Annotated in this window: 20 protein-coding genes; 7 read left to right on the forward strand and 13 right to left on the reverse strand. The window is 62.0% G+C overall.

Translation table 11 applies throughout. The features are described 5' to 3' along the window. Positions 1-64 precede the first annotated feature (64 nt). Positions 65-451: a tol-pal system YbgF family protein gene (locus AC3B5Q_RS21120; protein ID WP_021785799.1), complete on the reverse strand. Its 387-nt coding sequence runs from the start codon at positions 449-451 to the stop codon at positions 65-67. A gap of 180 nt (positions 452-631) precedes the next feature. Between AC3B5Q_RS21120 and pyk the strand changes: the two genes are divergently transcribed. Next, positions 632-2,086, forward strand: a complete 1,455-nt coding sequence (pyk, locus tag AC3B5Q_RS21125) for a pyruvate kinase (protein WP_021785800.1) — start codon at positions 632-634, stop codon at positions 2,084-2,086. A 126-nt stretch (positions 2,087-2,212) separates the two neighbouring features. Here pyk and groL read toward each other — a convergent pair whose 3' ends face one another. From groL to AC3B5Q_RS21150, 5 genes are all read right to left on the reverse strand, one after another. Further along, complete coding sequence (gene groL / locus AC3B5Q_RS21130) at positions 2,213-3,853, reverse strand: chaperonin GroEL (protein ID WP_021785801.1); 1,641 nt, start codon at positions 3,851-3,853, stop codon at positions 2,213-2,215. A 50-nt stretch (positions 3,854-3,903) separates the two neighbouring features. Then, complete coding sequence (locus AC3B5Q_RS21135) at positions 3,904-4,197, reverse strand: co-chaperone GroES (RefSeq protein WP_003251905.1); 294 nt, start codon at positions 4,195-4,197, stop codon at positions 3,904-3,906. Between the two features lie 243 nt (positions 4,198-4,440). Next, the gene (locus tag AC3B5Q_RS21140) at positions 4,441-4,902 is read right to left on the reverse strand and encodes an FxsA family protein (RefSeq protein WP_003251903.1); all 462 of its coding nucleotides are present in this window, start codon (positions 4,900-4,902) and stop codon (positions 4,441-4,443) included. A gap of 65 nt (positions 4,903-4,967) precedes the next feature. After that, positions 4,968-5,699, reverse strand: a complete 732-nt coding sequence (locus tag AC3B5Q_RS21145) for a HugZ family pyridoxamine 5'-phosphate oxidase (RefSeq protein ID WP_028697492.1) — start codon at positions 5,697-5,699, stop codon at positions 4,968-4,970. Between the two features lie 82 nt (positions 5,700-5,781). Continuing rightward, entirely contained in the window at positions 5,782-6,792 is a 1,011-nt protein-coding gene (locus tag AC3B5Q_RS21150) for a DUF481 domain-containing protein (RefSeq protein ID WP_021785803.1), read from the reverse strand. A 162-nt stretch (positions 6,793-6,954) separates the two neighbouring features. Here AC3B5Q_RS21150 and AC3B5Q_RS21155 point away from each other — a divergent pair, with 162 nt between their 5' ends. Beyond that, positions 6,955-7,308: an MGMT family protein gene (locus tag AC3B5Q_RS21155; RefSeq protein WP_014592266.1), complete on the forward strand. Its 354-nt coding sequence runs from the start codon at positions 6,955-6,957 to the stop codon at positions 7,306-7,308. A 43-nt stretch (positions 7,309-7,351) separates the two neighbouring features. Continuing rightward, complete coding sequence (locus tag AC3B5Q_RS21160; RefSeq protein ID WP_021785804.1) at positions 7,352-8,899, forward strand: AmpG family muropeptide MFS transporter; 1,548 nt, start codon at positions 7,352-7,354, stop codon at positions 8,897-8,899. A 465-nt stretch (positions 8,900-9,364) separates the two neighbouring features. On the opposite strand, the gene AC3B5Q_RS21165 is transcribed toward AC3B5Q_RS21160, so the two are convergent. From AC3B5Q_RS21165 to AC3B5Q_RS21175, 3 genes are all read right to left on the reverse strand, one after another. After that, positions 9,365-10,609 (reverse strand): MFS transporter, encoded by a 1,245-nt coding sequence (locus tag AC3B5Q_RS21165; protein ID WP_084850847.1) that lies wholly within the window; start codon positions 10,607-10,609, stop codon positions 9,365-9,367. Between the two features lie 129 nt (positions 10,610-10,738). Continuing rightward, a complete protein-coding gene (locus AC3B5Q_RS21170) occupies positions 10,739-11,581 on the reverse strand; it encodes a mechanosensitive ion channel family protein (RefSeq protein ID WP_021785806.1) in 843 nt (280 codons plus the stop codon). 115 nt (positions 11,582-11,696) lie between these two features. Beyond that, positions 11,697-12,182, reverse strand: a complete 486-nt coding sequence (locus AC3B5Q_RS21175) for a YajQ family cyclic di-GMP-binding protein (protein ID WP_003251890.1) — start codon at positions 12,180-12,182, stop codon at positions 11,697-11,699. Positions 12,183-12,282: 100 nt separating this feature from the next. Here AC3B5Q_RS21175 and AC3B5Q_RS21180 point away from each other — a divergent pair, with 100 nt between their 5' ends. The 3 genes from AC3B5Q_RS21180 to AC3B5Q_RS21190 are packed head-to-tail and all read left to right on the forward strand — an operon-like array spanning position 12,283 to position 15,836. Continuing rightward, the gene (locus AC3B5Q_RS21180; protein ID WP_021785807.1) at positions 12,283-13,200 is read left to right on the forward strand and encodes a putative 2-dehydropantoate 2-reductase; all 918 of its coding nucleotides are present in this window, start codon (positions 12,283-12,285) and stop codon (positions 13,198-13,200) included. A 37-nt stretch (positions 13,201-13,237) separates the two neighbouring features. Continuing rightward, positions 13,238-15,268, forward strand: coding sequence for a sensor histidine kinase (locus AC3B5Q_RS21185; RefSeq protein WP_021785808.1), 2,031 nt, complete (start codon positions 13,238-13,240; stop codon positions 15,266-15,268). 1 nt (position 15,269) lies between these two features. After that, complete coding sequence (locus AC3B5Q_RS21190) at positions 15,270-15,836, forward strand: cob(I)yrinic acid a,c-diamide adenosyltransferase (RefSeq protein WP_021785809.1); 567 nt, start codon at positions 15,270-15,272, stop codon at positions 15,834-15,836. A 78-nt stretch (positions 15,837-15,914) separates the two neighbouring features. Here AC3B5Q_RS21190 and AC3B5Q_RS21195 read toward each other — a convergent pair whose 3' ends face one another. The 4 genes from AC3B5Q_RS21195 to secA all read right to left on the reverse strand — a co-directional run bounded on the left by AC3B5Q_RS21195 (position 15,915) and on the right by secA (position 21,779). Then, positions 15,915-16,859, reverse strand: coding sequence for a Nudix family hydrolase (locus tag AC3B5Q_RS21195; protein WP_021785810.1), 945 nt, complete (start codon positions 16,857-16,859; stop codon positions 15,915-15,917). Then, positions 16,856-17,488 carry a glutathione S-transferase family protein gene (locus AC3B5Q_RS21200; protein WP_103463041.1) on the reverse strand — a complete coding sequence of 211 codons (633 nt, stop codon included), beginning with the start codon at positions 17,486-17,488 and terminating at the stop codon, positions 16,856-16,858. The genes AC3B5Q_RS21195 and AC3B5Q_RS21200 overlap by 4 nt, the downstream gene beginning before the upstream one ends. A 155-nt stretch (positions 17,489-17,643) precedes the next feature. Beyond that, positions 17,644-18,861 (reverse strand): bifunctional glutamate N-acetyltransferase/amino-acid acetyltransferase ArgJ, encoded by a 1,218-nt coding sequence (argJ, locus tag AC3B5Q_RS21205; protein ID WP_021785812.1) that lies wholly within the window; start codon positions 18,859-18,861, stop codon positions 17,644-17,646. A 182-nt stretch (positions 18,862-19,043) separates the two neighbouring features. Continuing rightward, positions 19,044-21,779, reverse strand: a complete 2,736-nt coding sequence (secA, locus tag AC3B5Q_RS21210; RefSeq protein WP_021785813.1) for a preprotein translocase subunit SecA — start codon at positions 21,777-21,779, stop codon at positions 19,044-19,046. A gap of 372 nt (positions 21,780-22,151) precedes the next feature. On the opposite strand from secA, the gene AC3B5Q_RS21215 reads away from it, so the two are divergent. Beyond that, positions 22,152-22,607, forward strand: a complete 456-nt coding sequence (locus AC3B5Q_RS21215) for a DUF721 domain-containing protein (protein WP_021784159.1) — start codon at positions 22,152-22,154, stop codon at positions 22,605-22,607. Positions 22,608-22,653 lie beyond the last annotated feature (46 nt).

Below are 22,653 nucleotides of genomic sequence, written 5' to 3' on the forward strand. Positions count from 1 at the left end.
CAACTGAGTTACAGATTAGCGCAGCACGCGCAGCAAATCTCGTGAAATTAACCACACCTTTGTGTTAGCGCCAAGGTACGCTCGTCACCGGGTTGGCCACGGCTGTTCCCGCACCGCGCAAATGGCCGAGTTTTTCCAGGGTCTGCAGGCGCGCCTGGGCGCGATAGGCATACTCGTTGCCCGGGTACTGCTGGATCAGGTACTGATAGGTCTGCGCCGCATCCACGTACAACGCCTGGCGCTCCAGGCACTGGCCGCGCAGCAATGACACTTCGGGGTGGATGAACGGCCGGGCACGGCTGGTGCGATCAACCTGCGACAGTTCGAGCATGACCCGCGCGCAATCGCCGCGGTCGTAGGCGCGGTAGGCATTGTTCAGGTGGTGGTCCATGGACCAGCGGGTGCAGCCGACGGTGCTGGCGGCCAGGGCTAAAACGATCAGGGCTCGCATGGGGATCTCCTTTGATGCCAGTGTATCGGCGTTTGCCTGCAAATCTTCACACCCTTTTGCAAGGATACCCTGCCCCGTTCAAATGCCACCCTGCCCTGGGCGTAGGTAGTGCAACGGAACAATGACTACAGCGAGATTCAGGAGTAGCCTTTCGCTGCGCTTCACTATAGGAGTCTGTGCATGAGCATCCGCCGCACCAAAATCGTCGCCACCCTTGGCCCCGCCAGCAACTCGCCGGAAGTGATCGAACAACTGATCCTCGCCGGCCTGGACGTGGCACGTCTGAACTTCTCCCACGGCACGCCGGACGAGCACAAGGCCCGCGCGCGCCTGATTCGTGACATCGCCGCCAAGAACGGCCGCCATGTTGCACTGCTGGGCGACCTGCAGGGTCCGAAGATCCGCATCGCCAAGTTCGCCAACAAGCGCATCGAACTGAAGATCGGTGACAAGTTCACCTTCTCCACCGCCCACCCGCTGACCGAAGGCAACCAGGACATCGTCGGTATCGACTACCCCGACCTGGTCAAGGACTGCGGCGTTGGTGACGAACTGCTGCTCGACGATGGCCGCGTGGTCATGCGCGTCGAAACCGCCACTGCAGACGCCCTGCACTGCGTGGTGATCATCGGTGGCCCGCTGTCGGACCACAAAGGCATCAACCGTAAAGGGGGTGGCCTGACCGCACCGGCCCTGACCGAAAAGGACAAGGCCGACATCAAGCTGGCTGCGGAAATGGACCTGGACTACCTGGCCGTGTCCTTCCCGCGTGACGCCAGCGACATGGAATACGCGCGCAAGTTGCGTGACGAAGCCGGCGGCAGCGCCTGGCTGGTGGCCAAGATCGAACGCGCCGAAGCAGTTGCCGATGACGAGACCCTCGACAAGCTGATCGCCGCCTCCGACGCGGTGATGGTTGCCCGTGGTGACCTGGGCGTGGAAATCGGCGACGCCGAGCTGATCGCCATCCAGAAGAAGATCATCCAGCACGCCCGCCGCAACAACAAGGCAGTGATCGTGGCGACCCAGATGATGGAGTCGATGATCCAGAACCCGATGCCGACCCGCGCTGAGGTGTCCGACGTGGCCAACGCCGTGCTGGACAACACCGATGCGGTGATGCTGTCGGCCGAAAGCGCCGCCGGTTCCTACCCGATCGAAGCGGTCCAGGCCATGGCACGCATCTGCCTGGGTGCCGAAAAGCACCCGACCAGCCAGAAGTCCAGCCATCGCCTGCACACCACCTTCGAGCGCTGCGACGAAAGCATCGCCTTGGCGGCCATGTACACTGCCAACCACTTCCCGGGCGTAAAGGCGATCATCGCCCTGACCGAAAGCGGCTACACCCCGCTGATCATGTCGCGCCTGCGTTCGCATGTACCGATCTTCGCCCTGTCGCCGCGTCGCGCTACCCAGGCGCGCGCCTCGATGTTCCGTGGTGTGTACCCGATTGCCTTCGACCCGGCCGCGCTGCCGGCCGACAAGGTGAGCCAGGCAGCGGTCGACGAGCTGCTCAAACGTGGCCTGGTGGAGCAAGGTGACTGGGTGATCCTGACCAAGGGTGACAGCTACCACACCATCGGTGGCACCAACGGCATGAAGATCCTGCACGTCGGTGATCCGCTGGTCGGTTGATCCACTCTTTTCACAGCACAAGGCTCAAGAGCAGCCTTGTGCTGTGAAGAGGCCCCGACAGGAACAACAAAAAGCCCCGGTTCTCGCGAACCGGGGCTTTTTGATGGTGCAGGGGGTAAGGCTGGCTTACATCATGCCGCCCATGCCACCCATACCGCCCATATCAGGCATGCCAGCAGCTGGCTTGTCTTCCGGCAGGTCGGCAACCATGGCTTCGGTGGTGATCATCAGACCGCCGATCGAAGCAGCAGCTTGCAGCGCCGAGCGAGTAACCTTGGCTGGGTCCAGGATGCCCATCTCGATCATGTCGCCGTATTCACCGGTAGCAGCGTTGTAGCCGTAGTTGCCCGAACCTTGCTTGACCTTGTCAGCAACCACGCTTGGCTCATCACCGGCGTTGGCTGTGATCTGGCGCAGCGGGGATTCAACAGCGCGACGCAGCAGCGCGATACCGACGTTCTGGTCTTCGTTGTCGCCTTTCAGGTCGACGATGGCTGCCAGGGCGCGAACCAGGGCAACACCACCGCCAGGCACCACGCCTTCTTCAACGGCTGCACGGGTAGCGTGCAGGGCGTCTTCAACGCGGGCTTTCTTCTCTTTCATTTCAACTTCAGTGCCGGCACCCACCTTGATTACGGCAACACCGCCAGCCAGCTTGGCCAGACGCTCTTGCAGCTTCTCACGGTCGTAGTCCGAGGAAGTTTCTTCGATCTGGGCACGGATCTGCTTGACGCGTGCTTCGATCTCGGTGTCAGCACCAGCACCGTCGATGATGGTGGTGTTTTCCTTGGACAGGATGACGCGCTTGGCGTTACCCAGGTGCTCCAGGGTAGCGGTTTCCAGGGACAGGCCGATTTCTTCGGAGATGACCTGGCCGCCAGTCAGGACGGCGATGTCCTGCAGCATGGCCTTGCGGCGATCGCCGAAGCCCGGAGCCTTGACTGCAGCAACCTTGACGATGCCGCGCATGTTGTTGACTACCAGGGTAGCCAGCGCTTCACCTTCAACGTCCTCGGCAACGATCAGCAGTGGGCGGCCGGCCTTGGCAACGGCTTCCAGAACTGGCAGCAGCTCACGGATGTTGGAGATTTTCTTGTCGACCAGCAGCAGCAGCGGGCTTTCCAGCTCGGCAACCATGGTGTCCGGCTTGTTGACGAAGTACGGCGACAGGTAGCCACGGTCGAACTGCATGCCTTCTACGACGGACAGTTCGTTTTCCAGGCCCGAGCCTTCTTCAACGGTGATCACGCCTTCTTTACCGACTTTTTCCATGGCTTCGGCGATGATTTCACCGATGGAGTTGTCGGAGTTGGCAGAGATGGTACCAACCTGGGCGATGGCCTTGGAGTCGGCGCATGGCTTGGACAGGTTCTTCAGCTCGGCAACAACGGCAGCAGTGGCCTTGTCGATACCGCGCTTCAGGTCCATCGGGTTCATGCCGGCAGCGACGGCTTTCAGGCCTTCGTTGACGATGGCCTGAGCCAGAACGGTAGCGGTGGTGGTGCCGTCACCGGCAGCGTCGTTGGCCTTGGAAGCAACTTCCTTGACCAGCTGGGCGCCCATGTTTTCGAAAGCGTCTTTCAGCTCGATTTCTTTGGCGACGGAAACGCCGTCCTTGGTGATGGTCGGCGCGCCGAAGCTCTTGGCCAGTACCACGTTACGGCCTTTCGGGCCGAGGGTCGCTTTTACCGCGTCAGCCAGAACGTTGACACCAACCAGCATTTTCTTACGAGCGGAATCACCAAATTTTACGTCTTTAGCAGCCATGATCGTTTAATCCTTGAAAAACTTTGGAGTAACGGGAAGTCGGGGGGAAATCAGCCTTCGACAACGGCGAGGATTTCGTTCTCGGCCATGACCAGCAGGTCTTCGCCATCGACTTTCACGGTGTTGCTGCCCGAGTACGGGCCGAAAACCACTTTGTCACCCACTTTCACGGCCAGCGCGCGAACTTCGCCGTTGTCCAGAACGCGACCGGTGCCGACGGCTACAACTTCGCCGCGGTTTGGTTTTTCAGCGGCCGAACCCGGCAGGACGATACCGCCAGCGGTTTTCGATTCTTCTTCGCTGCGACGGATGACTACGCGGTCATGCAGAGGACGAAGTTTCATTGTCGATCTCTCCCAAATTGTGGTTTTCATCGGCCGGTTCGACACCGGCGGTTTTGATGCTGTCCGGCGTTGCCGGGGGTGGCCCGCTGTGAGCGAACCACCTGTGTAATGTCTGGTGTTGCCACCAGAAACCTTGCGGTGACCACATACATGAGGCCGCCACATCCAATTACAAGGCTCGAGATAGAAAAATTTTCATCAGGCCAAAAAAAACCGGGGCCGCTTGCGCGGCCCCGGTCCTTTTTACTTGTCGCGGCGCTCGTACTCGCCTTCGATCACGTTCGGGCGGTGGCCGCCATCACGCGGCTGCGCCTGGAAGGGGTCGTCCTGGAATGCACGCTGGCGCATGGCCTGGGCCTCGGCACGCTCGCGCATCTTGCGCGCAGCCAGGCGACGGGTGAACGGCAGCAGGCACAGCACCCCCAACACGTCGCTGATGAAGCCGGGCAGCAGCAACAGGCCACCACCCACGGCCAGCATCATGCCCTGGAACATGTCCTCGGCGGGCAATTCACCGCGCTGCAGGCTTTCACGGGCGCGCAATGCAGTCGCCAGGCCGGCCACCCGCATGACCAGTACGCCCAAGGCGGAGCCGGCGATGATCAGCAGCAACGCCGGAAAGAAACCGATTGCCGCGCTGACCTTCACGAAGACGAACAGCTCCAGCACAGGAAAAATCAGAAACAGCAGTAGAAAAGCACGCATCAAGGGTTCCTCGACGGAAGATAACCTTCCAATAAGACCTCAGATGGATGCCTGCGCTCCGGATTTCAACCCTCGGTTTGCATCACAACCGGCCATTTGTCAGCGCGAGCCAGCAAAACCAAGGCCTCGCGGACTTGTGTCGGCGTGTTGCAAGTAGTGGGGAAAGGCAACCAGTGCACGGCCTGGCCGATGCGCAGGTGCATGCCTTCGCTGTCTACCCCGACCAACTGCGCCGGTACGTGCCGTGGCAACCCGGTCAATTCGACGTAGTGGGCAATGGCACTGGCGTGATCGCTGTTCATGTGTTCGATCATGCTCCCCTCGGCCTTGCCGGCGAACGGGTTGGCCAAGGTCACATGGTCCAGCCAGTGGATCGCACCGAAGCCGCCGATGTAGCGGTGGCGCACCGGTTGCAGCACCCAGAAATCGAAGTCGTGGGCCTTGTGGTAGTTGGCCGCGTCCGGGAAATAGCGGTAATAGCGTTCGGCGGCGGCCTCGATGACGGCCTCGTCGACCAGCTTGTGCGCTTCGGCCATCACCGTCAGGCGCCCTACCGCCTGCACATCCTCAGCCTCGCGCTCACCCACCAACAGCGAACACTTGGGGTCCTTCAGCAGGTTGTGGGTGTGCTGGGCAATGCGGCTGATCAGGATCAGCGGGTTGCCCTGGGCGTCCAGGCAGTACGGCACGACCGAACCAAAGGGGTAGCCAGGCATCGACCTGGAATGGGTCGAAAGCACGCCTCGATATTCCTTGAGCAGCAGTTCCCGGGCGGGGCGGATGGCGTTGGTACTCACTTGAAGGCAGCTCCTGGCGGACGGGTTGGGGACAAGATAAGCATTATCAGCTGCCTGTGCCACTGACCTGCATCCTGATGCCTTACCAGGTAACGCCAAAGCCCGCGGTATAGCGTGTCTTGTCCAGGTCACTTTCACGCGTGCCGGTGATGATATCCTTCTCCGCCTTGAGGTTGAGCGAGGCCCACTCGGTGACCTTGTAGCGCAGGCCAACCTCGGCATCCAGCGAGTAGTCGGCCACGCCACCCAGCGGCTTGGCGAACTCGCCGTTGGTGAACAGCTGCACGTTCTTGCCGATCAGGTATCGGGTGTAATCCCACTTCACGGCCGCAGAATAGAAATTATCCTTGCCGCCGTCCTGATACTCGAAGTCAGTACGGTTGATCAGTGAGCCCAGCGAGAACGCGCCCAGTTCATCGTCCCAGAACTGGTAACCCGGGCCGGTACCCACGGTGCGCTGGCGGGCCAGGTCTTCGATGTGATCGCGCTTGTATTCCGCACGCCCCTGCCAGAACCACTTCTCGGTCATGAAGCGGTCCAGAGCGTACTCGGCGCTCCAGTTGTCGGTGGTGGTAACGTCGTCCTTGGTCTCGCGGTTGTACTCACCCTCGGCGTTGTGACGCCAGCGGCCATGGCGGGCAGTGGTCTTGAAGCCCACGTCGTAATCGTCGGTGTCGTTCTCGGCGCGCTTGTAGTCCAGCGCCACGTCGACATTGCCTTTCCACACGAAATCCTCGACCAACGGCTTGGGCTTCATGATCTGCTCGATGCTGGCCAGCTCCACCGTCTTCGGTGAATCGCCATTGGCCAAGGTCACCTTGCCTGGCTCGGCGGCCTTGAGCGACTTGGCTTTCTCTCCGCTGTAGGCGTCCTGCTTGACCAGCATCTCCTGATCGCTTTCCAGCGTCTGGACCTGTTTCCAGTCCAGGGCGATTGACCCGCCATAAGGGGTTTCCAGCAGCAGCTTGCCGCCGTCGAAGACCTTGATCTTGCCACTCAGCCGGTCACCGTTCTTCATCCACACAGTGTCGGCGAACACCGGAGAGGCGCACAGGGAAACAGCAAGAAGGCACAACAAGGATCTAGAATTCATAAACAGGCTTTGTTTGCGGACTAAGGTTCGATTTGACGAAAAGCCGGGCATTATCCAGATACCCACGACCAGAGCAAGGACAGACCGGGAGCATGCCGTTGAGTTCAACTCTCATTTGCCGGACCACCGGTCCGGTTTCATCTGCAGCCCAAGGCGGGCGAGATGTCTGATGGATATGAGCACGCCCTTGATTCGGCCGAGGGCCGACGAACGGCGCTGTATTCCGTACTTGGCCAAGTACCACCTGGCAAGGTGGTGAGCTATGGCCAACTGGCCGAGCTGGCTGGGCTTGGCCGTGCGGCGCGCTGGGTTGGGCGCACTCTGGGGCAGTTGCCTGCAGACACTCGTCTGCCTTGGCATCGGGTGCTCGGCGCGGGTGGCCGGCTGAGCCTGGCGCTGGGTACCCCGTCAGGCGATGAGCAAAGGGCGCGGTTACGCGGGGAAGGTGTGAATGTAAGCAACAATCGTGTGGATATGACGCGCCATGGCTGGCGCCCAATGGAGCACAGCGGTTAGAGTGCGCGCTTTGTTTTCGAAAACTTGAGGCAGATGTTGGCCCATGCCCCGTAAAACCTGGCGCGCTGCGCTTGCTGCCTATGCCAGCCCGTCAACCTTGGTACTTTTGCTACTCGGTTTCGCCGCCGGCCTGCCGTACATGCTGGTGTTCTCGACCCTGTCGGTATGGTTGCGCGAAGCCGGCGTTGCCCGTGAAACCATCGGTTATGCCAGCCTGATTGGCTTGGCCTACGCCTTCAAGTGGGTCTGGTCACCGCTGCTCGACCAATGGCGCCTGCCGTTGCTTGGCGGCCTCGGGCGCCGGCGCTCGTGGCTGCTGTTGTCGCAAGCGCTGGTGGTGATCGGGCTGGTCGGCATGAGCCTGTGCGACCCGCAACAACACCTCTCCTGGCTGATTGCCATGGCCGTACTGGTGGCCTTCGCCTCGGCTACCCAGGACATCGCTGTCGACGCCTACCGCCTGGAAATCGCTGACGACCAGCGCCAGGCCGCGCTCGCTGCCAGCTACATGGCCGGCTACCGGGTGGCTGCCTTGCTTGCCACGGCCGGTGCCCTGTTCTTCGCCGAGTGGTTCGGCTCTACCGGCTTCAGCTACCTGCACAAGGCGTGGGCCGGCACGTATGTGATGTTCGGGGTGATGATGCTGCCCGCCCTGTTCACCACTTTGGTCATGCGCGAACCGCCAGTGCCCATGCGCACCCAGTTGTCGGCAGCGCGCTACGGGCTGGTGCACCAGATGGCCTCGGTGTTCGTGCTGATCATCCTGCTGGTCTCGGTACCGGCCAGCTTCACCCAGATGTTCAACACCGGCTGGTCCAGCGTGATCTCCGGTGATGCCACGCCGCTCGACCTGCTGCTGGAAGACCGCGCCTTCCTGCGCCTGATCCTGTACGTGCTGCTGTCCTGGGCCTGCCTGTCGAGCCTCGGTCGTCGCGGCCTGGCCCCCGTGCTGACCCCGATCAACGACTTCATCACCCGCTACCGCTGGCAGGCTCTGCTGCTGCTAGGCCTGATCGCCACCTATCGCATGTCGGACACGGTGATGGGGGTGATGGCCAACGTGTTCTATATCGACATGGGCTTCACCAAGGACCAGATTGCCAGCGTCAGCAAGATCTTCGGTCTGATCATGACCCTGGTCGGCGCCGGAGTTGGGGGCCTGCTGATCGTACGTTTCGGCATCATGCCCATCCTGTTCATCGGCGGCGTAGCCTCTGCCGGCACCAACATCCTGTTCCTGATGCTGGCTGACATGGGTCCGAACCTGGAAATGCTGGTGGTGACCATCTCACTGGACAACTTCAGCTCCGGCATGGCTACTTCGGCCTTTGTGGCCTACCTGTCAAGCCTGACCAATCTGAAGTTCTCGGCGACCCAGTACGCACTGCTCAGTTCGATCATGCTGCTGTTGCCGCGGCTGATCGGCGGGTATTCGGGCGTTATTGTGGAGAAGTTCGGCTACCACGACTTCTTCCTGATCACTGCTTTGCTGGGTGTGCCTACGCTGATCCTGATCGCCCTGCAGTGGCATCAGGAAGCCGGGCGGGGAACCCCGGTGGCGGAGGAACACTCCGCAGCTGAGCGGCCCTGAAGGTTTGTGTTGCCTGTGCAGGCCTCTTCGCGGGTGAACCCGCTCCTACACCGGGCCGCGTCGCCTTGTAGGAACGGGTTTACCCGCGAAGAGGCCGGGCCGCGTTGCCTTGTAAGAGCGGGTTTACCCGCGAAGAGGCCGGGCCGCGTCGCCTTGTAGGAACGGGTTCGCCCGCGAAGAGGCCGGGCCGCGTCGCCTTGTAGGAGCGGGTTTACCCGCGAAGAGGCCGGGCCGCGTCGCCTTGTAGGAGCGGGTTTACCCGCGCAGAGGCCGGGCCGCGTCGCCTTGTAGGAGCGGGTTTACCCGCAAAGAGGCCGGGCCGCGTCGTCTTGTAGGAGCGGGTTTACCCGCGCAGAGGCCGGGCCGTGTCGCCTTGTAGGAGCGGGTTTACCCGCGCAGAGGCCGGGCCGCGTCGCCTTGTAGGAGCGGGTTTACCCGCGAAGAGGCCGGCACAGGCAATACCGATTATCGAGCTACAGCCCCTTCCCCGGGCCGCCCACCCACCACAAACCACAGCGGCCACAGCGCCAACGCCCCTGCTACGCCCGCCGCCAGGGCAAAATGCAGCAAGCTGGCACCAGCGCCAATCATCGCCAGCAGCGCCCCGCCGAGCCCAAGCAAGGCAATGGTGATCATCCCCAGCATGGCCGAAACCAGCCCCTTGCTCTGTTCACTGGAGAACAGCGTCATGCGGTACAGCACCGCATTGGCCACGCCTAACCCCAGCGCGTACAGCGACATGCCGGCCACCACACTGGTCACGCTGGGCCAGTACCAGGTCGCCAGCACCATCAGGCACAGGCCGGCCAGGTATGGCCAGAGCGCACCACGCACCAAGGCTGGCAGCGGGTAGCGATCAGCAATACGGTTGATGATCAGGTTACCGAGGATCAACCCGCCAAACACAGGCAACTGCCACAACGCATACTCCAGGGTACTCAACCCCTCATCATGAATCAGCAGCACCGGCGACAGACCGATCCAGCCAATCAGCGGTAAACCGACCAACCCAAGGGCGGCGCTCCCTGCAACGAAGCGGCGGTTGGCCAGCAACTGGCCATAGCCCGCCAACAGTGGCAGCAGGTGAATCGGCGTGAACGCCAGCCGCGAGCCGTCACGGCGTTCCACACCCAGGGTTTCCGGCATCAGGCGATACAACAGCAGCCAGGCCAGCACTGCGCCGATGGCGAACGCCACGAACAGCCAGCGCCAGTCCAGCCATTGCAGCAGCAAGGTGCCCACCAGCGGCCCGAGCAGGGGCGACAGCAAGGCGATGTTGGCCAGCAGGGCCATCATGCGTACGGCATCAGCCTCGCTGAAAGCCTCGTTCAGGGCCGGGTAGCTGACAGTGACCACAAAACCCAGGCCAATGCCCTGCAACAGGCGCAACAGGTTGAACAGGCCGATGTCCTGGACCCAGAAAGTCGCCAGGCACGCCAAGCCAAAGAACGCGCAGCCGACCAGCAGCAGCGGGCGCCGTCCATAGCGGTCGGCCAGCGGGCCGATCAGCCATTGCAGTACCACGCCCCCCAGCAGGTAAAGGTTGAGGGCATGGGGAATGTACTCAGGGCTGGCGTCGAGGTCGCCGACCACAATCGGCATGGCCGGCATGACCGCGTCGCTGGCCAGGTAGGTCAGTAGCTCGAACAGGGCCAGCGTCAGGCCGAACAGCAAGGCGCGCAGAGGGGTGATATACAGCAGTGGTTTCATGATGGCGTATCGGGTGTGGCAGGCGGGGTCAGGCTATATGCCAGAAATGGTCGGAAATTGCTGTGAACAAGTGTAATCAGGGCAGGAAAAAAGTCGGGGCCGCTTTGCGGCCCCGGCTTTGACGCGGTATTACTGCGTTGCAGTCTCCTGCACCACGCGAATAACCCGCTGCGGAAACGGAATGTCGATCCCTTCGGCCTTCAACCGGTCACGCGCATACTCGTTGAGCATGAACATCACGTCCCAGTAATCGGAGGTCTTGGTCCACAAGCGCAGCGATACGGTGATCGAGCTGTCGCCCAGCGTCGACACGACCGCCTGCGGTGCCGGGTCTTGCAGAACACGTGGGTCCTTCGCCAGCTCCAGCAACACATTGCGGGCAGTCTGCAGGTCGGCCTCGTAGTCAACGCCCACATCGAACACCACCTTGCGCGTCGGCTGGCGGTTGGTGTTGGTAATGATGCCGTTGGACAGGCTGCCATTGGGCATGATGACTGTCTTGTTGTCAGCGGTGCGGAGCACGGTGTGGAAGATCTGGATACTGTCGACGGTGCCGGCAACGCCCTGCGCCTCGATCCAGTCACCGATACGGAACGGGCGGAACATCAGAATCAGCACACCACCGGCGAAGTTCGCCAGGCTGCCCTGCAAGGCCAGGCCGATGGCCAGGCCTGCGGCACCGATGGCTGCGACGAACGAGGTGGTCTCGATGCCGATCATCGAGGCCACGCTGACCAATAGCAGCACCTTCAGCACGATGTTCGCCAGAGAGCTGATGAAGCCCTGCAGCGCCAGGTCGGCGTTGCGCAGGCCAACCAGCTTGCCGAGGCGGGCGCTGACCTTGTTGATGATCCACCAGCCAACCGCCAGGGTCAGCAGTGCCAGCAGCACACGGCTGCCGTATTCCATGATCAAAGGGATCCACGTCTGGGATTGGCGGACGAGCTGATCGACCTCAGCGTTCAAATCCATATTCATCTCCTGATGCCGAGCGGCAAGTACACGGTAGAACAGGCCGCGCGTGTTATTACGCAACCCCGGCCCCCATGGACATCATTTGGCCATCGGGGTTCCGGGCGACCCCACATCAGTCGCGGAAGTTGTTGAACTGCAGCGGCATGTCGAATTCCTTGGTGCGCAGCAGGGCAATGGCTTCCTGCAGGTCGTCACGCTTCTTGCCGGTTACCCGTACCTGCTCACCCTGGATGGCGGCCTGTACTTTCAACTTGCCATCCTTGATGGTGGCAACGATCTTTTTCGCCAGGTCCTTGTCGATGCCTTCGCGGAACTTGGCTTCCTGTTTCTTTTCCTTGCCGGAGGCGTACGGGTCCTTGGTTTCCAGGCACTTCACGTCGATCTTGCGCTTGACCAGCGCCAGGCGCAGGATCTCCAGCATCGCCTCGAGCTGGAACTCTTCCTCGGCGGTGAGCATCACGGTCTGCTCTTTGTCCTTGAACTCGAAGGTGCCTTTGCCCTTGAGGTCGTAGCGGCGGTCCAGTTCCTTGATGGCGTTGTCGACCGCGTTCTGCACTTCGTGCTTGTCCAGTTCCGATACCACGTCGAACGAAGGCATGGTTGTTCTCCCAAAATAAAAGCGCGCTCAGGCTGAAGATGGAGCGCGCTGGGTTTGAAGGTTAAAATGCGGGCTCATTATAACGGGTTGCGAAACGCATATGAGCAGCACCTGGCATATTCTCGGCGCCGGTAGCCTGGGCAGTCTGTGGGCCTGCCGCCTGGCACGCGCAGGCAAGGCTGTGCGCCTGATCCTGCGTGACGGGCAACGGTTGCAGGCTTATCAGCAGGCTGGCGGCCTGACCTTGGTCGAGCAAGAGCAAACACGGCACTACGCCATACCTGCCGAAACCGCCCAGGCGCAAGGCCCGATCCACCGCCTGCTGGTGGCCTGCAAAGCCTATGACGCAGCCCCGGCGATTGCCGGTGTAGCGCCGCGGCTGGCCGAGAGCGCGGAAGTGCTGCTGTTGCAGAATGGCCTGGGCAGCCAGGATGAAGTCGCCGACGTTGTGCCGCACGCTCGCTGCATCTTCGTCTCCAGCACCGAAGGCGCCTTCCGCGAGGGGGACTGGCAGGTGCGTTTTGCCGGCCATGGCTTCAACTGGCTGGGCGACCCACGTAACCCCATGATCCCCGCCTGGTTCGATGACCTGCACGAAGCCGGTATCCCTGCTGAATGGACAGTGGACATACTCACCCGCCTGTGGCGCAAGCTGGCGCTCAATTGCGCCATCAACCCGCTGACCGTGCTTCACGATTGCCAGAATGGCGGGCTGCTGGGGCACCTGGGTGAAGTTCAGGCCCTGTGCGTCGAGCTGGCCCGGCTGCTGCACCGTTGCGGCCAGCCGCAAGCAGCCGAGGGGCTGGACGAAGAAGTGCAGCGGGTAATCCTCGCCACCGCAGGCAACTATTCTTCCATGTACCAGGACGTGCATGCAGGACGGCGCACCGAGTTGCACTACCTGCTCGGCCATGCTTGCCGCGCGGCCACACGTCATGGCCTGCAGCTGCCGCAGCTGGAACACCTGCTGCAGCGCTTGGTCGAAAACCTGCGCGTGCGTGGTTTGCCCTGCGACTGACGCGGCCCTTCAACCGGATACGGACATTGCCTTGCCCATGACCTTGCGCCAACGCCTGGAAAACCTCCCGGTCGGGCAGAAGCTACTGGCGGCCCTGCTGGTACTGCTGGTGACCATCTTGCTGGTGGCCAACCTCACCTTCATCAGCGCCGCCTACTGGATTACCCAGGAAAGCATGGCGCCGCAGGCGTTGCAGACCATCGGCCGGCTGGTGGCCAATCCACAGCTTGCAGCCCGCGCCGGCGACACCCCGGACACCGCCCGTGCCCTGCTCAAGGAACTGGACAATTACACACCGCTGCGTGCCGCCGCCGTCTACGGTGGCGATGGGCAGATGCTGGCGCAGTTGCAGCATGGTGAGCCGCTGGCCCTGCCCAAGCGTTTTCGAAACATCGACGGCTGGCGCCTGATGGAGTTTCGCAGCACTCAGTTGATCCGCATCCCCCGCGATGCCAACCCACCGGCACACTTGCTGCTGGTAGCCAGCAGCGAACTGCCCATGGCCTTCTACACCGGCACACTCAGCGCCAGCCTGGGTATCCTGGTATTCAGTGTCCTGCTATGGATCGTCATCGCCCGGCAGATCAAGCGCCTGATCACACAACCGATCAACCAGCTTGAGGAACTCAGCCGCCAGGTTACCCGTGAAGAGAGCTACGCCTTGCGCGCCCAGCGCGGCAACGACGATGAAATCGGCAGCCTGGCCGAGGCCTTCAACACTATGCTGTCGCGCATCGAGGCCCGCGAGCAGCAGCTCAAGAGCGCCCGCGATGAATTCCAGAGCGCCTACGACCAGGCTCAGGGCCTTGCTGAGGAAACCCGCCACACCAACCGCAAGCTGGAACTGGAAGTGCAGGTACGCAGCAAGATCGAGAAAAAACTCACCGGTTTCCAGAACTACCTCAACAGCATCATCGACTCGATGCCCTCGGCGCTGATTGCCCTCGACGAACAGCTTTACGTGACCCAATGGAACCACGAAGCCACGGTGCTTTCCGGCACGCCACTGGACGAGGCACTTAACCAGCCCGTGTTCATTGCTTTCGAACCGCTGAAGCCGTTCCTCCCGCAGCTGAAGGAGACCGTGGAAAAACATCGAGTGGCGAAGATCGAGCGGGTAACCTGGCCCAAGGGCGACGACCTACGCCACTACGCCCTGACCTTCTACCCACTGACCGGCGGCGGTGGGCGCGGCGTGGTCATTCGTATCGACGACATCACCCAGCGTCTGTCATTGGAAGAGATGATGGTGCAGTCGGAAAAAATGCTCTCGGTCGGTGGCCTGGCTGCCGGCATGGCGCATGAAATCAACAACCCGCTGGGCGCTATCCTGCACAACGTGCAGAACATTCGCCGGCGCCTGTCGTCCGACCTGCCGCGCAACCAGGAACAGGCCGAAGAGCTGGGCATCGACCTGGCCACGATCAACCGCTATCTGGACAGCCGCGAGGTGCCGCAACTGCTCGACGGCATTCAGCAGGCCGGAGCCCGGGCGGCGAAGATCGTCACCCACATGCTCAGTTTCAGCCGCCGCAGCGACCGCCAACTGGTGCCATGTGAGCTGCCGGCACTGATCGATCAGGCCCTTGAAATTGCCGGCAATGACTTCGACCTGGCCATCGGCTTCGACTTCAAGGGTCAAGCCATCGTGCGCCAGTTCGACCCCAACCTGGGGCCGGTGCCCTGCACCGCCAACGAGCTGGAACAAGTACTGCTCAACTTGCTGAAGAATGCGGCCCAAGCCATCCACCAGCGTCCGCAACCCAGCGAGCCCGGGCGCATCACACTGCGCACCCGGCTGAACCCGCCATGGGCGGAAATCCAGGTCGAGGACAATGGCGTCGGTATGCCCGAGGCAGTGCGCAAGCGCACCTTCGAGCCGTTCTTCACCACCAAGGAAATCGGCCAGGGCACCGGGCTGGGCCTGTCAGTCTCGTACTTCATCATCACCAACAACCACAAGGGGCAGATGGAAGTGCAATCCACGCCAGGCCAAGGCACCTGCTTTACCCTGCGCCTGCCCCTCAGCCAGCCGGCAGCGGCGGTGCCGGCCAGAACGGAGCAATGACATGGGCTACCGCCTTTCGAAGATCTATACCCGCACCGGCGACAAAGGCGAAACCGGCCTCGGCGACGGCCGTCGGGTGCCCAAGGACCACCCGCGGATCGAAGCGATTGGCGAGGTGGACAGCCTGAACAGCCAGTTGGGGTTGCTGCTGGCGGGGCTTGCCGAGCACGGGCTGAATGAAGTGACCGAGGTGCTGGCGCCGTGTCAGCACCGCTTGTTCGACCTGGGTGGCGAGCTGGCGATGCCCAGTTACCAGGCGTTGAACCTGGCGGAAGTGGAACGCCTGGAGGCGGCCATCGATGTGTGGAACGAAGAGCTGGGGCCGCTGAAGAACTTCATTCTGCCCAGTGGTTCGGCGCTGGTGGCGCAGGCGCATGTGTGCCGCAGCCTGGCGCGCAGTGCAGAGCGCCGGTGCCAGCAGTTGAATGCCATGGAGCCGCTGGAAGGCGTTGGGATGACATATATCAACCGGCTTTCCGATCTATTGTTCGTGGCGGCGCGGATCATCGGGCGGCGCCAAGGGGTGGCTGAGGTTTTGTGGCAGCCCGCCGAGAAACCCCAAGGCTGATACTTCTGGGGCTGCTTTGCAGCCCATTCGCGGGCTTGCCCGCGAATGGGCCCCGCAGCGGCCCCTGTTACAGGGGACTCAAACCTCGGGCCAGAACGCCCGGATGCCGGCCACACCCTGTGCACCCGCTTCCCAAGCCTGCTCGCGCTCACTCGGCCCTACCCCACCCAGCAGATACACCGGTTTGTTGAACCCGGCAATCACGCGCTGCGCCTCATCCCAGCCCAGCGGCACCGCATCCGGATGAGTCTGGGTTGCCTGCACTGGCGACAGGGTGACAAAGTCCACGCCCATCTGCTCAGCCAGCGCCAGCTCCTCGGCACTGTGGCAGGACGCGGCCAACCAGCGTTCCTTGGGGAACGGCCGGCCCCTGGCAGCGTACTTGCGCAGTTGCGCGGCCGTCAGGTGCCAACCTGCCGCTGGGAAATCACCCAGCCATTCCAGTGGCCCTTTAAGCATCAACTGCGCCTTGCCCGCACACAGCCCGACCGCATCCACCGCCACGTCGCGGTACTTGGGGTCGTACATGTCCGGAGCACGCAACTGGATAAGGCGAATGCCGTTGGCCACCGCCTTCTGGATGCCCTTGAGCAGCTGCGGCACCTCCAGGCCATCCGGGGTGATCAGGTACTGGTCCGGCAGGCGCGCAGCGGCGACGATCGGCTTGTTGGCCTCGGGGAATTCGTACTGCGGCAAATCGCGCGGGGCAACCCACTCCAGCGGCTGGCCTTCGGCACCATGGGGTTCGCCAGTGAACGCTTCGACCTCGCGCACATCCAGCAGCACCTGCTTGTCCGGGTAGTCATGGCTGACCTTGATCAGCGCACGCGACCGGGTTACCTCAATGCCCAGCTCCTCGCGCAACTCGCGGGCAAGCGCCGCTTCGACGCTCTCGCCTTCCTCCACCTTGCCACCGGGAAACTCCCACAAGCCGCCCTGGTGCTGGGTATCGGCACGACGTGCGATCAGAATACGGCCATCAGCACCGCGAATGACGGCCGCTACTACATGAATCCGTTTCACGCTTCACGCTCCTCCAGGCCTGCCTGTTGCCATGCCTGGAAGGCTGGCCACTGATAAATGGTCTCGATGTAGGCTGCCGCCTCAGCGGGGACTTCTACGCGGTAGGTGCGCAGGCGCACGGCCACCGGGGCAAAGAAGGCATCGGCCAGGCTTGCCTTGCCGAACAGGAACGGGCCGCTGTCCTTGGCCACCAGACGGCATTCGGACCACAGCGCAACGATACGGTCGATGTCGATTTGCACGTCCAGCGGCACGTTGTCCAGCGCCTGGTCGCGCGACAAGTCGAACGGCATGGCGCCGCGCAGGGCAAAGAAGCCGCTATGCATCTGCGCACAGGCCGAACGGGCCTGGGCTCGCGCCGCCACATCGGCAGGCCACAGCTGGGCTTCGGGGTGGCGTTCGTTGAGGTATTCGGCAATGGCCAGCGAGTCCGCGATCACACCGTGCTCGGTCTTGAGCAGCGGTACCTTGCCGGTGGCGGAGTAGGCGAGAATGCGCTGACGGGTATCAGGCTGGTTCAGCTTGATCAGGGTTTCTTCGTAGGGCATGCCGGCCAGCTCGAGGGCCAGGGCGCCACGCAGCGACCAGGAGGAGTACAGCTTGTCGCCGATGATCAGGTGATAGCTCATGGTTCGGCTCCATCAGGTTTGTATTGCAAAACCCGCAGGCCGCTGCGCGGCCTTTCGCGGGCAAGCCCGCTCCTACAGGGAGCGCACCGCTCCTGCAGGCATTGCAACACCTGTGGGAGCGGGCGTGCCCGCGAAGAGGCTTTCGGATCAGTAGATCAGGTACGGTACTCGGCGTTGATCTTCACGTACTCGTGGGACAGGTCGGTCGTCCAGATGGTTTCGCTGCACTGGCCACGGCCCAGCTCGATACGGATGGTGATCTCTTCCTGGGCCATCACTGCCGAACCCTGCGCCTCGGTATAGCTCGGGCTGCGGCCGCCTTGGCTCGCAATGCAAACGTTGTCCAGGTAAACGTCGATCAGGCTCACATCCAGCTCCGGCACACCGGCACGGCCAACCGCGGCGAGGATGCGGCCCCAGTTCGGGTCGGAGGCGAACAGCGCGGTCTTGATCAGCGGCGAGTGGGCCACGGCGTAACCGACGTCCAGGCACTCTTGGTGGTTGCCACCACCGTTGACCTGCACGGTCACGAACTTGGTCGCGCCTTCGCCGTCACGGACGATGGCCTGGGCCACTTCCATGCACACCTCGAACACGGCCTTTTTCAGCGCTTCGAAGAGCGCGCCGCTGGCTTCGGTCACTTCCGGCAGGTCGGCCTTGCCGGTAGCGATCAGCATGCAGCAATCGTTGGTCGAGGTGTCACCATCGATAGTGATGCGGTTGAACGACTTGTTGGCGCCGTCGAGCATCAGGTCCTTGAGTACCTTTGGCGCCACCTTGGCGTCGGTGGCGATGTAACCCAGCATGGTCGCCATGTTCGGGCGGATCATGCCTGCCCCCTTGCTGATGCCGGTGACGGTAACGGTCACGCCATCGTGCTGGAACTGGCGGCTGGCCCCCTTGGGCAGGGTGTCGGTGGTCATGATGCCGGTAGCGGCCTCAGCCCAGTTGTTTTCCGACAGGTTGTCGAGCGCGGCCTGCAGCGCGCCTTCGATCTTCTCGACCGGCAGCGGCTCACCGATCACACCGGTGGAAAACGGCAGTACCGACTCGGCCGGTACGCCAGCCAGTTCGGCCAGCTTGGCGCAGGTACGCTCGGCGGCGGCCAGGCCCGGCGCGCCGGTGCCGGCGTTGGCGTTACCTGTGTTGGTCAGCAGGTAGCGCACGGTGCCCTGTACACGCTGCTTGGACAGGATCACCGGCGCGGCGCAGAAGGCGTTGAGGGTGAACACACCCGCCACGCTGGAGCCTTCGGCACAGCGCATGACCACCACATCCTTGCGCCCCGGGCGCTTGATACCGGCAGAAGCGATACCGAGTTCAAAACCCGGAACCGGGTGCAGGGTGGGCAAAGGACCAAGACCAACAGCCATTAGAGCGCTCCTAGAAAAAACGATGATTTCGAAAAAGGGGCCGCTTCGCGCCCCATCGCGACACAAGGCCGCTCCCACAAGGATCGCGCCCGTTGATGGACGAGCGCGGTACCTGTGGGAGCGGCCTTGTGTCACGAAAGGGCCGCAAAGCGGCCCCAGGCTTGTACAACGTACGGTTCAGATCACTCGATCTGACCATGGCAATGCTTGAACTTCTTGCCCGAGCCGCACCAGCACGGCTCGTTGCGGCCCAGCTTCTGGTCATTGCGTACTGGCGCCGAGGCTACCGCTACTTCGGCCCCCTCCTCGCTCAGTTGCTCACTTTCCAGGCCCGATACAGCGGCGTGCTGGAATTGCATGCGGCTAGCCAGCTCTTCGGCCTCGCGGCGCAGGCGGGCTTCTTCTTCGGCTGGGTCTTCGCGGCGAACCTGTACGTGCGACAGCACACGGATGGTGTCGCGCTTGATCGACTCCAGCAGTTCCTGGAACAGGCTGAACGACTCGCGCTTGTACTCCTGCTTCGGGTTCTTCTGCGCATAACCACGCAGGTGAATACCGTGACGCAGGTGGTCCATGGTCGACAGGTGGTCTTTCCACAGGTCGTCCAGCACGCGCAGCAGAATCTGCTTCTCGAAGGTTCGCAGGGCTTCGAGACCAGCCTGGTCTTCCTTCTCGGTGTAGGCAGCGGTGATCTCGCTCAGCAGCTTCTCGCGCAAGGTCTCTTCGTAGAGGTGATCGTCCTCGTCGAGCCATTGCTGGATTGGCAACTTGATGGCGAAATCGCTGGCCAGCGAAGCCTCCAGGCCGGCAACGTCCCACTGCTCTGGCAGCGACTGCGGCGGAATGTGCTGGCTGATGGTAGCGTCCAGTACTTCCTTGCGGAATTCGACGATGGTGTCACCAATGTTCTCGGCGGCCAGCAAGCTGTTGCGCATGTGGTAGATCACCTTGCGCTGTTCGTTGGCGACGTCGTCATATTCGAGCAATTGCTTACGAATGTCGAAGTTGCGGCCTTCGACCTTGCGTTGGGCTTTCTCGATAGCGTTGGTGACCATGCGGTGCTCGATGGCCTCGCCCGACTGCATGCCCAGTGCCTTCATGAAGTTCTTCACCCGGTCAGAGGCGAAGATGCGCATCAGGCTGTCTTCCAGCGACAGGTAGAAGCGGCTGGAGCCCGGGTCGCCCTGACGACCGGAGCGGCCACGCAGCTGGTTGTCGATACGGCGCGATTCGTGGCGCTCGGAAGCGATTACATGCAGGCCACCCGTTTCGATCACTTGCTGGTGACGCTTCTGCCAGTCGGCCTTGATCTGGGCGATCTGCTCGGCGGTCGGGTTTTCCAGGGCAGCCACTTCGGCTTCCCAGTTACCGCCCAGCAGGATATCGGTACCACGGCCAGCCATGTTGGTGGCGATGGTCAGTGCACCGGGCGCGCCTGCCTGCGCAATAATCTCGGCTTCCTTCTCGTGATACTTGGCGTTGAGCACCTTGTGGTCGATACCTTCCTTTTTCAGGAGGTTGGACATGTGCTCGGAAGTTTCAATGGTCGCGGTACCCACCAGCACCGGGCGGCCCAGCTTCATGCTTTCCTTGATGTCGGCGATGATCGCGGCGTATTTCTCGTCAGCGGTCAGGTACACCAGGTCGTTGTAGTCCTTACGCGCCAGTGGCTTGTTCGGCGGAATGACCATCACGTTCAGGCCGTAGATCGACTGGAACTCGAACGCTTCGGTGTCGGCGGTACCGGTCATGCCGGACAGCTTGGTGTACAGGCGGAAATAGTTCTGGAACGTGGTCGAAGCCAGGGTCTGGCTCTCGGCCTGGATGTTCAGGTTCTCTTTTGCTTCGATGGCCTGGTGCAGGCCCTCGGAGAGACGACGACCTGGCATGGTACGGCCGGTGTGTTCGTCAATCAGCAGGACCTGGCCGTCCTGAACGATGTACTCGACGTTGCGGTGGAACAACTTGTGTGCACGAAGACCGGCGTAGACATGTGTCAGCAAGCCCAGGTTGTGCGCGGAGTACAGGCTCTCGCCTTCGGCGAGCAGGCCCGCCTGGGCCAGCATCTCTTCGATGAACTGGTGGCCGGCTTCGTTCAATTCCACCTGGCGACTCTTCTCGTCGATGGTGAAGTGGCCTTCCTGGGTGACCTGGCCTTCGACCTCTTCGATGTGCTGGGTGAGGCGCGGGATCAGGCGGTTGATCTCGATGTACAGCTTGGAGCTGTCCTCGGCCTGACCGGAAATGATCAGCGGGGTACGCGCTTCGTCGATGAGGATGGAGTCGACTTCGTCGATCACGGCGAAGTTCAGTTCACGCTGGAACTTCTCGTCCTGGCTGAACGCCATGTTGTCGCGCAGGTAGTCGAAACCGAATTCGTTGTTGGTGCCGTAGGTGATGTCGGCGGCATAGGCAGCGCGCTTTTCTTCCGGCGGCTGGAAGGCCGAGACGATACCGACCGACAGACCGAGGAATTCGTACAGCGGGCGCATCCAGTTGGCGTCACGGCGCGCCAGATAGTCGTTGACGGTGACCACGTGCACGCCCTTGCCGGACAATGCATTGAGGTAAACGGCCAGGGTACCGACCAAGGTCTTGCCTTCACCGGTGCGCATTTCTGCGATCATACCCTCGTGCAGGGTCATGCCGCCGATCAACTGCACATCGAAATGGCGCATGCCCATTACGCGCTTACCGGCCTCTCGGGCCACGGCGAAGGCTTCGGGCAGCAATTGGTCCAGTGTCTCGCCTTTGGCCAGGCGCTCCTTGAACTCTACGGTCTTGCCCCGCAGTTGCTCGTCGGAGAGGGCCACCATCTTCTCTTCGAAGGCATTGACGATACTCACCGTCTTGAGCATGCGTTTGACTTCACGCTCGTTCTTGCTTCCAAAAAGTTTTTTTAACAAAGGCGCAAACATATCGGCAGGATCTTCCACACGTAGGGATGGAGGGCGGCCCCATGAGTCGCCCGTGCAGCCCATAGGCCGCATGCGAACGAGCATTCTACCCGGAAACGATGGTGAGGAAAGTGGTGGTTTTCCACGATGCTGATACAGCGTTTTGGCAGGGGCCTGTTTTAGATAGGGGCATTTTCACTGAGTTCAAGGCTTGGCAACATGAAAGCTATCGAGAACCAGTCTTGTCTTTGGCTGCCTGTGCCGGCCTCTTCGCGGGTGAACCCGCTCCTACAAGATATCGATAACCCTGGTAGGAGCGGGTTCACCCGCGAAGAGGCCGGCACAGGCAACGGAGATGTTAGACTGTGCCCACGTCACCTCACGCGTACCCCCATGGCCTATAAACCTTCCCCCGCCCAGCCGCCCTCCGCCCTGTTGCGCCAGGTGCGCCCGCTGCGCCTGCTGCTGAACCAGGCCGAGCGCCTGGAGCATTTGCAGCGCCTGCTGGAAAGCCAGTTGCAACCGGCCGCCCGCGAGCACTGCCATGTGGCGTCCTGGCGCGATGGCACTTTGTTGCTGGTGGTAACCGACGGCCATTGGGCAACCCGCCTGCGCTACCAGCAGAAGCGTTTGCTGGCGGCACTGCAGGCCATGGAAGCATTCGGCAACCTCAGGCGCATCCTGTACAAAGTGCAGCCGCCGCTGGTGCCGGCCAAGCGTGGTGGGCATGCTGCCGAGCTTTCGAACAGCGCGGCCGAGAGCCTGCGCGACACCGCCGAGGGCATTACCGACCCCAAACTGCGCGCAGCACTGGAACGCTTGGCCGCCCACGCTCAGGACAAGCCATAAAAAAGGCCACCCGAAGGTGGCCTTAATGAACTAGAGAGTGTTCGAA

It is taken from the genome of Pseudomonas sp. D5(2026) (assembly GCF_057766845.1).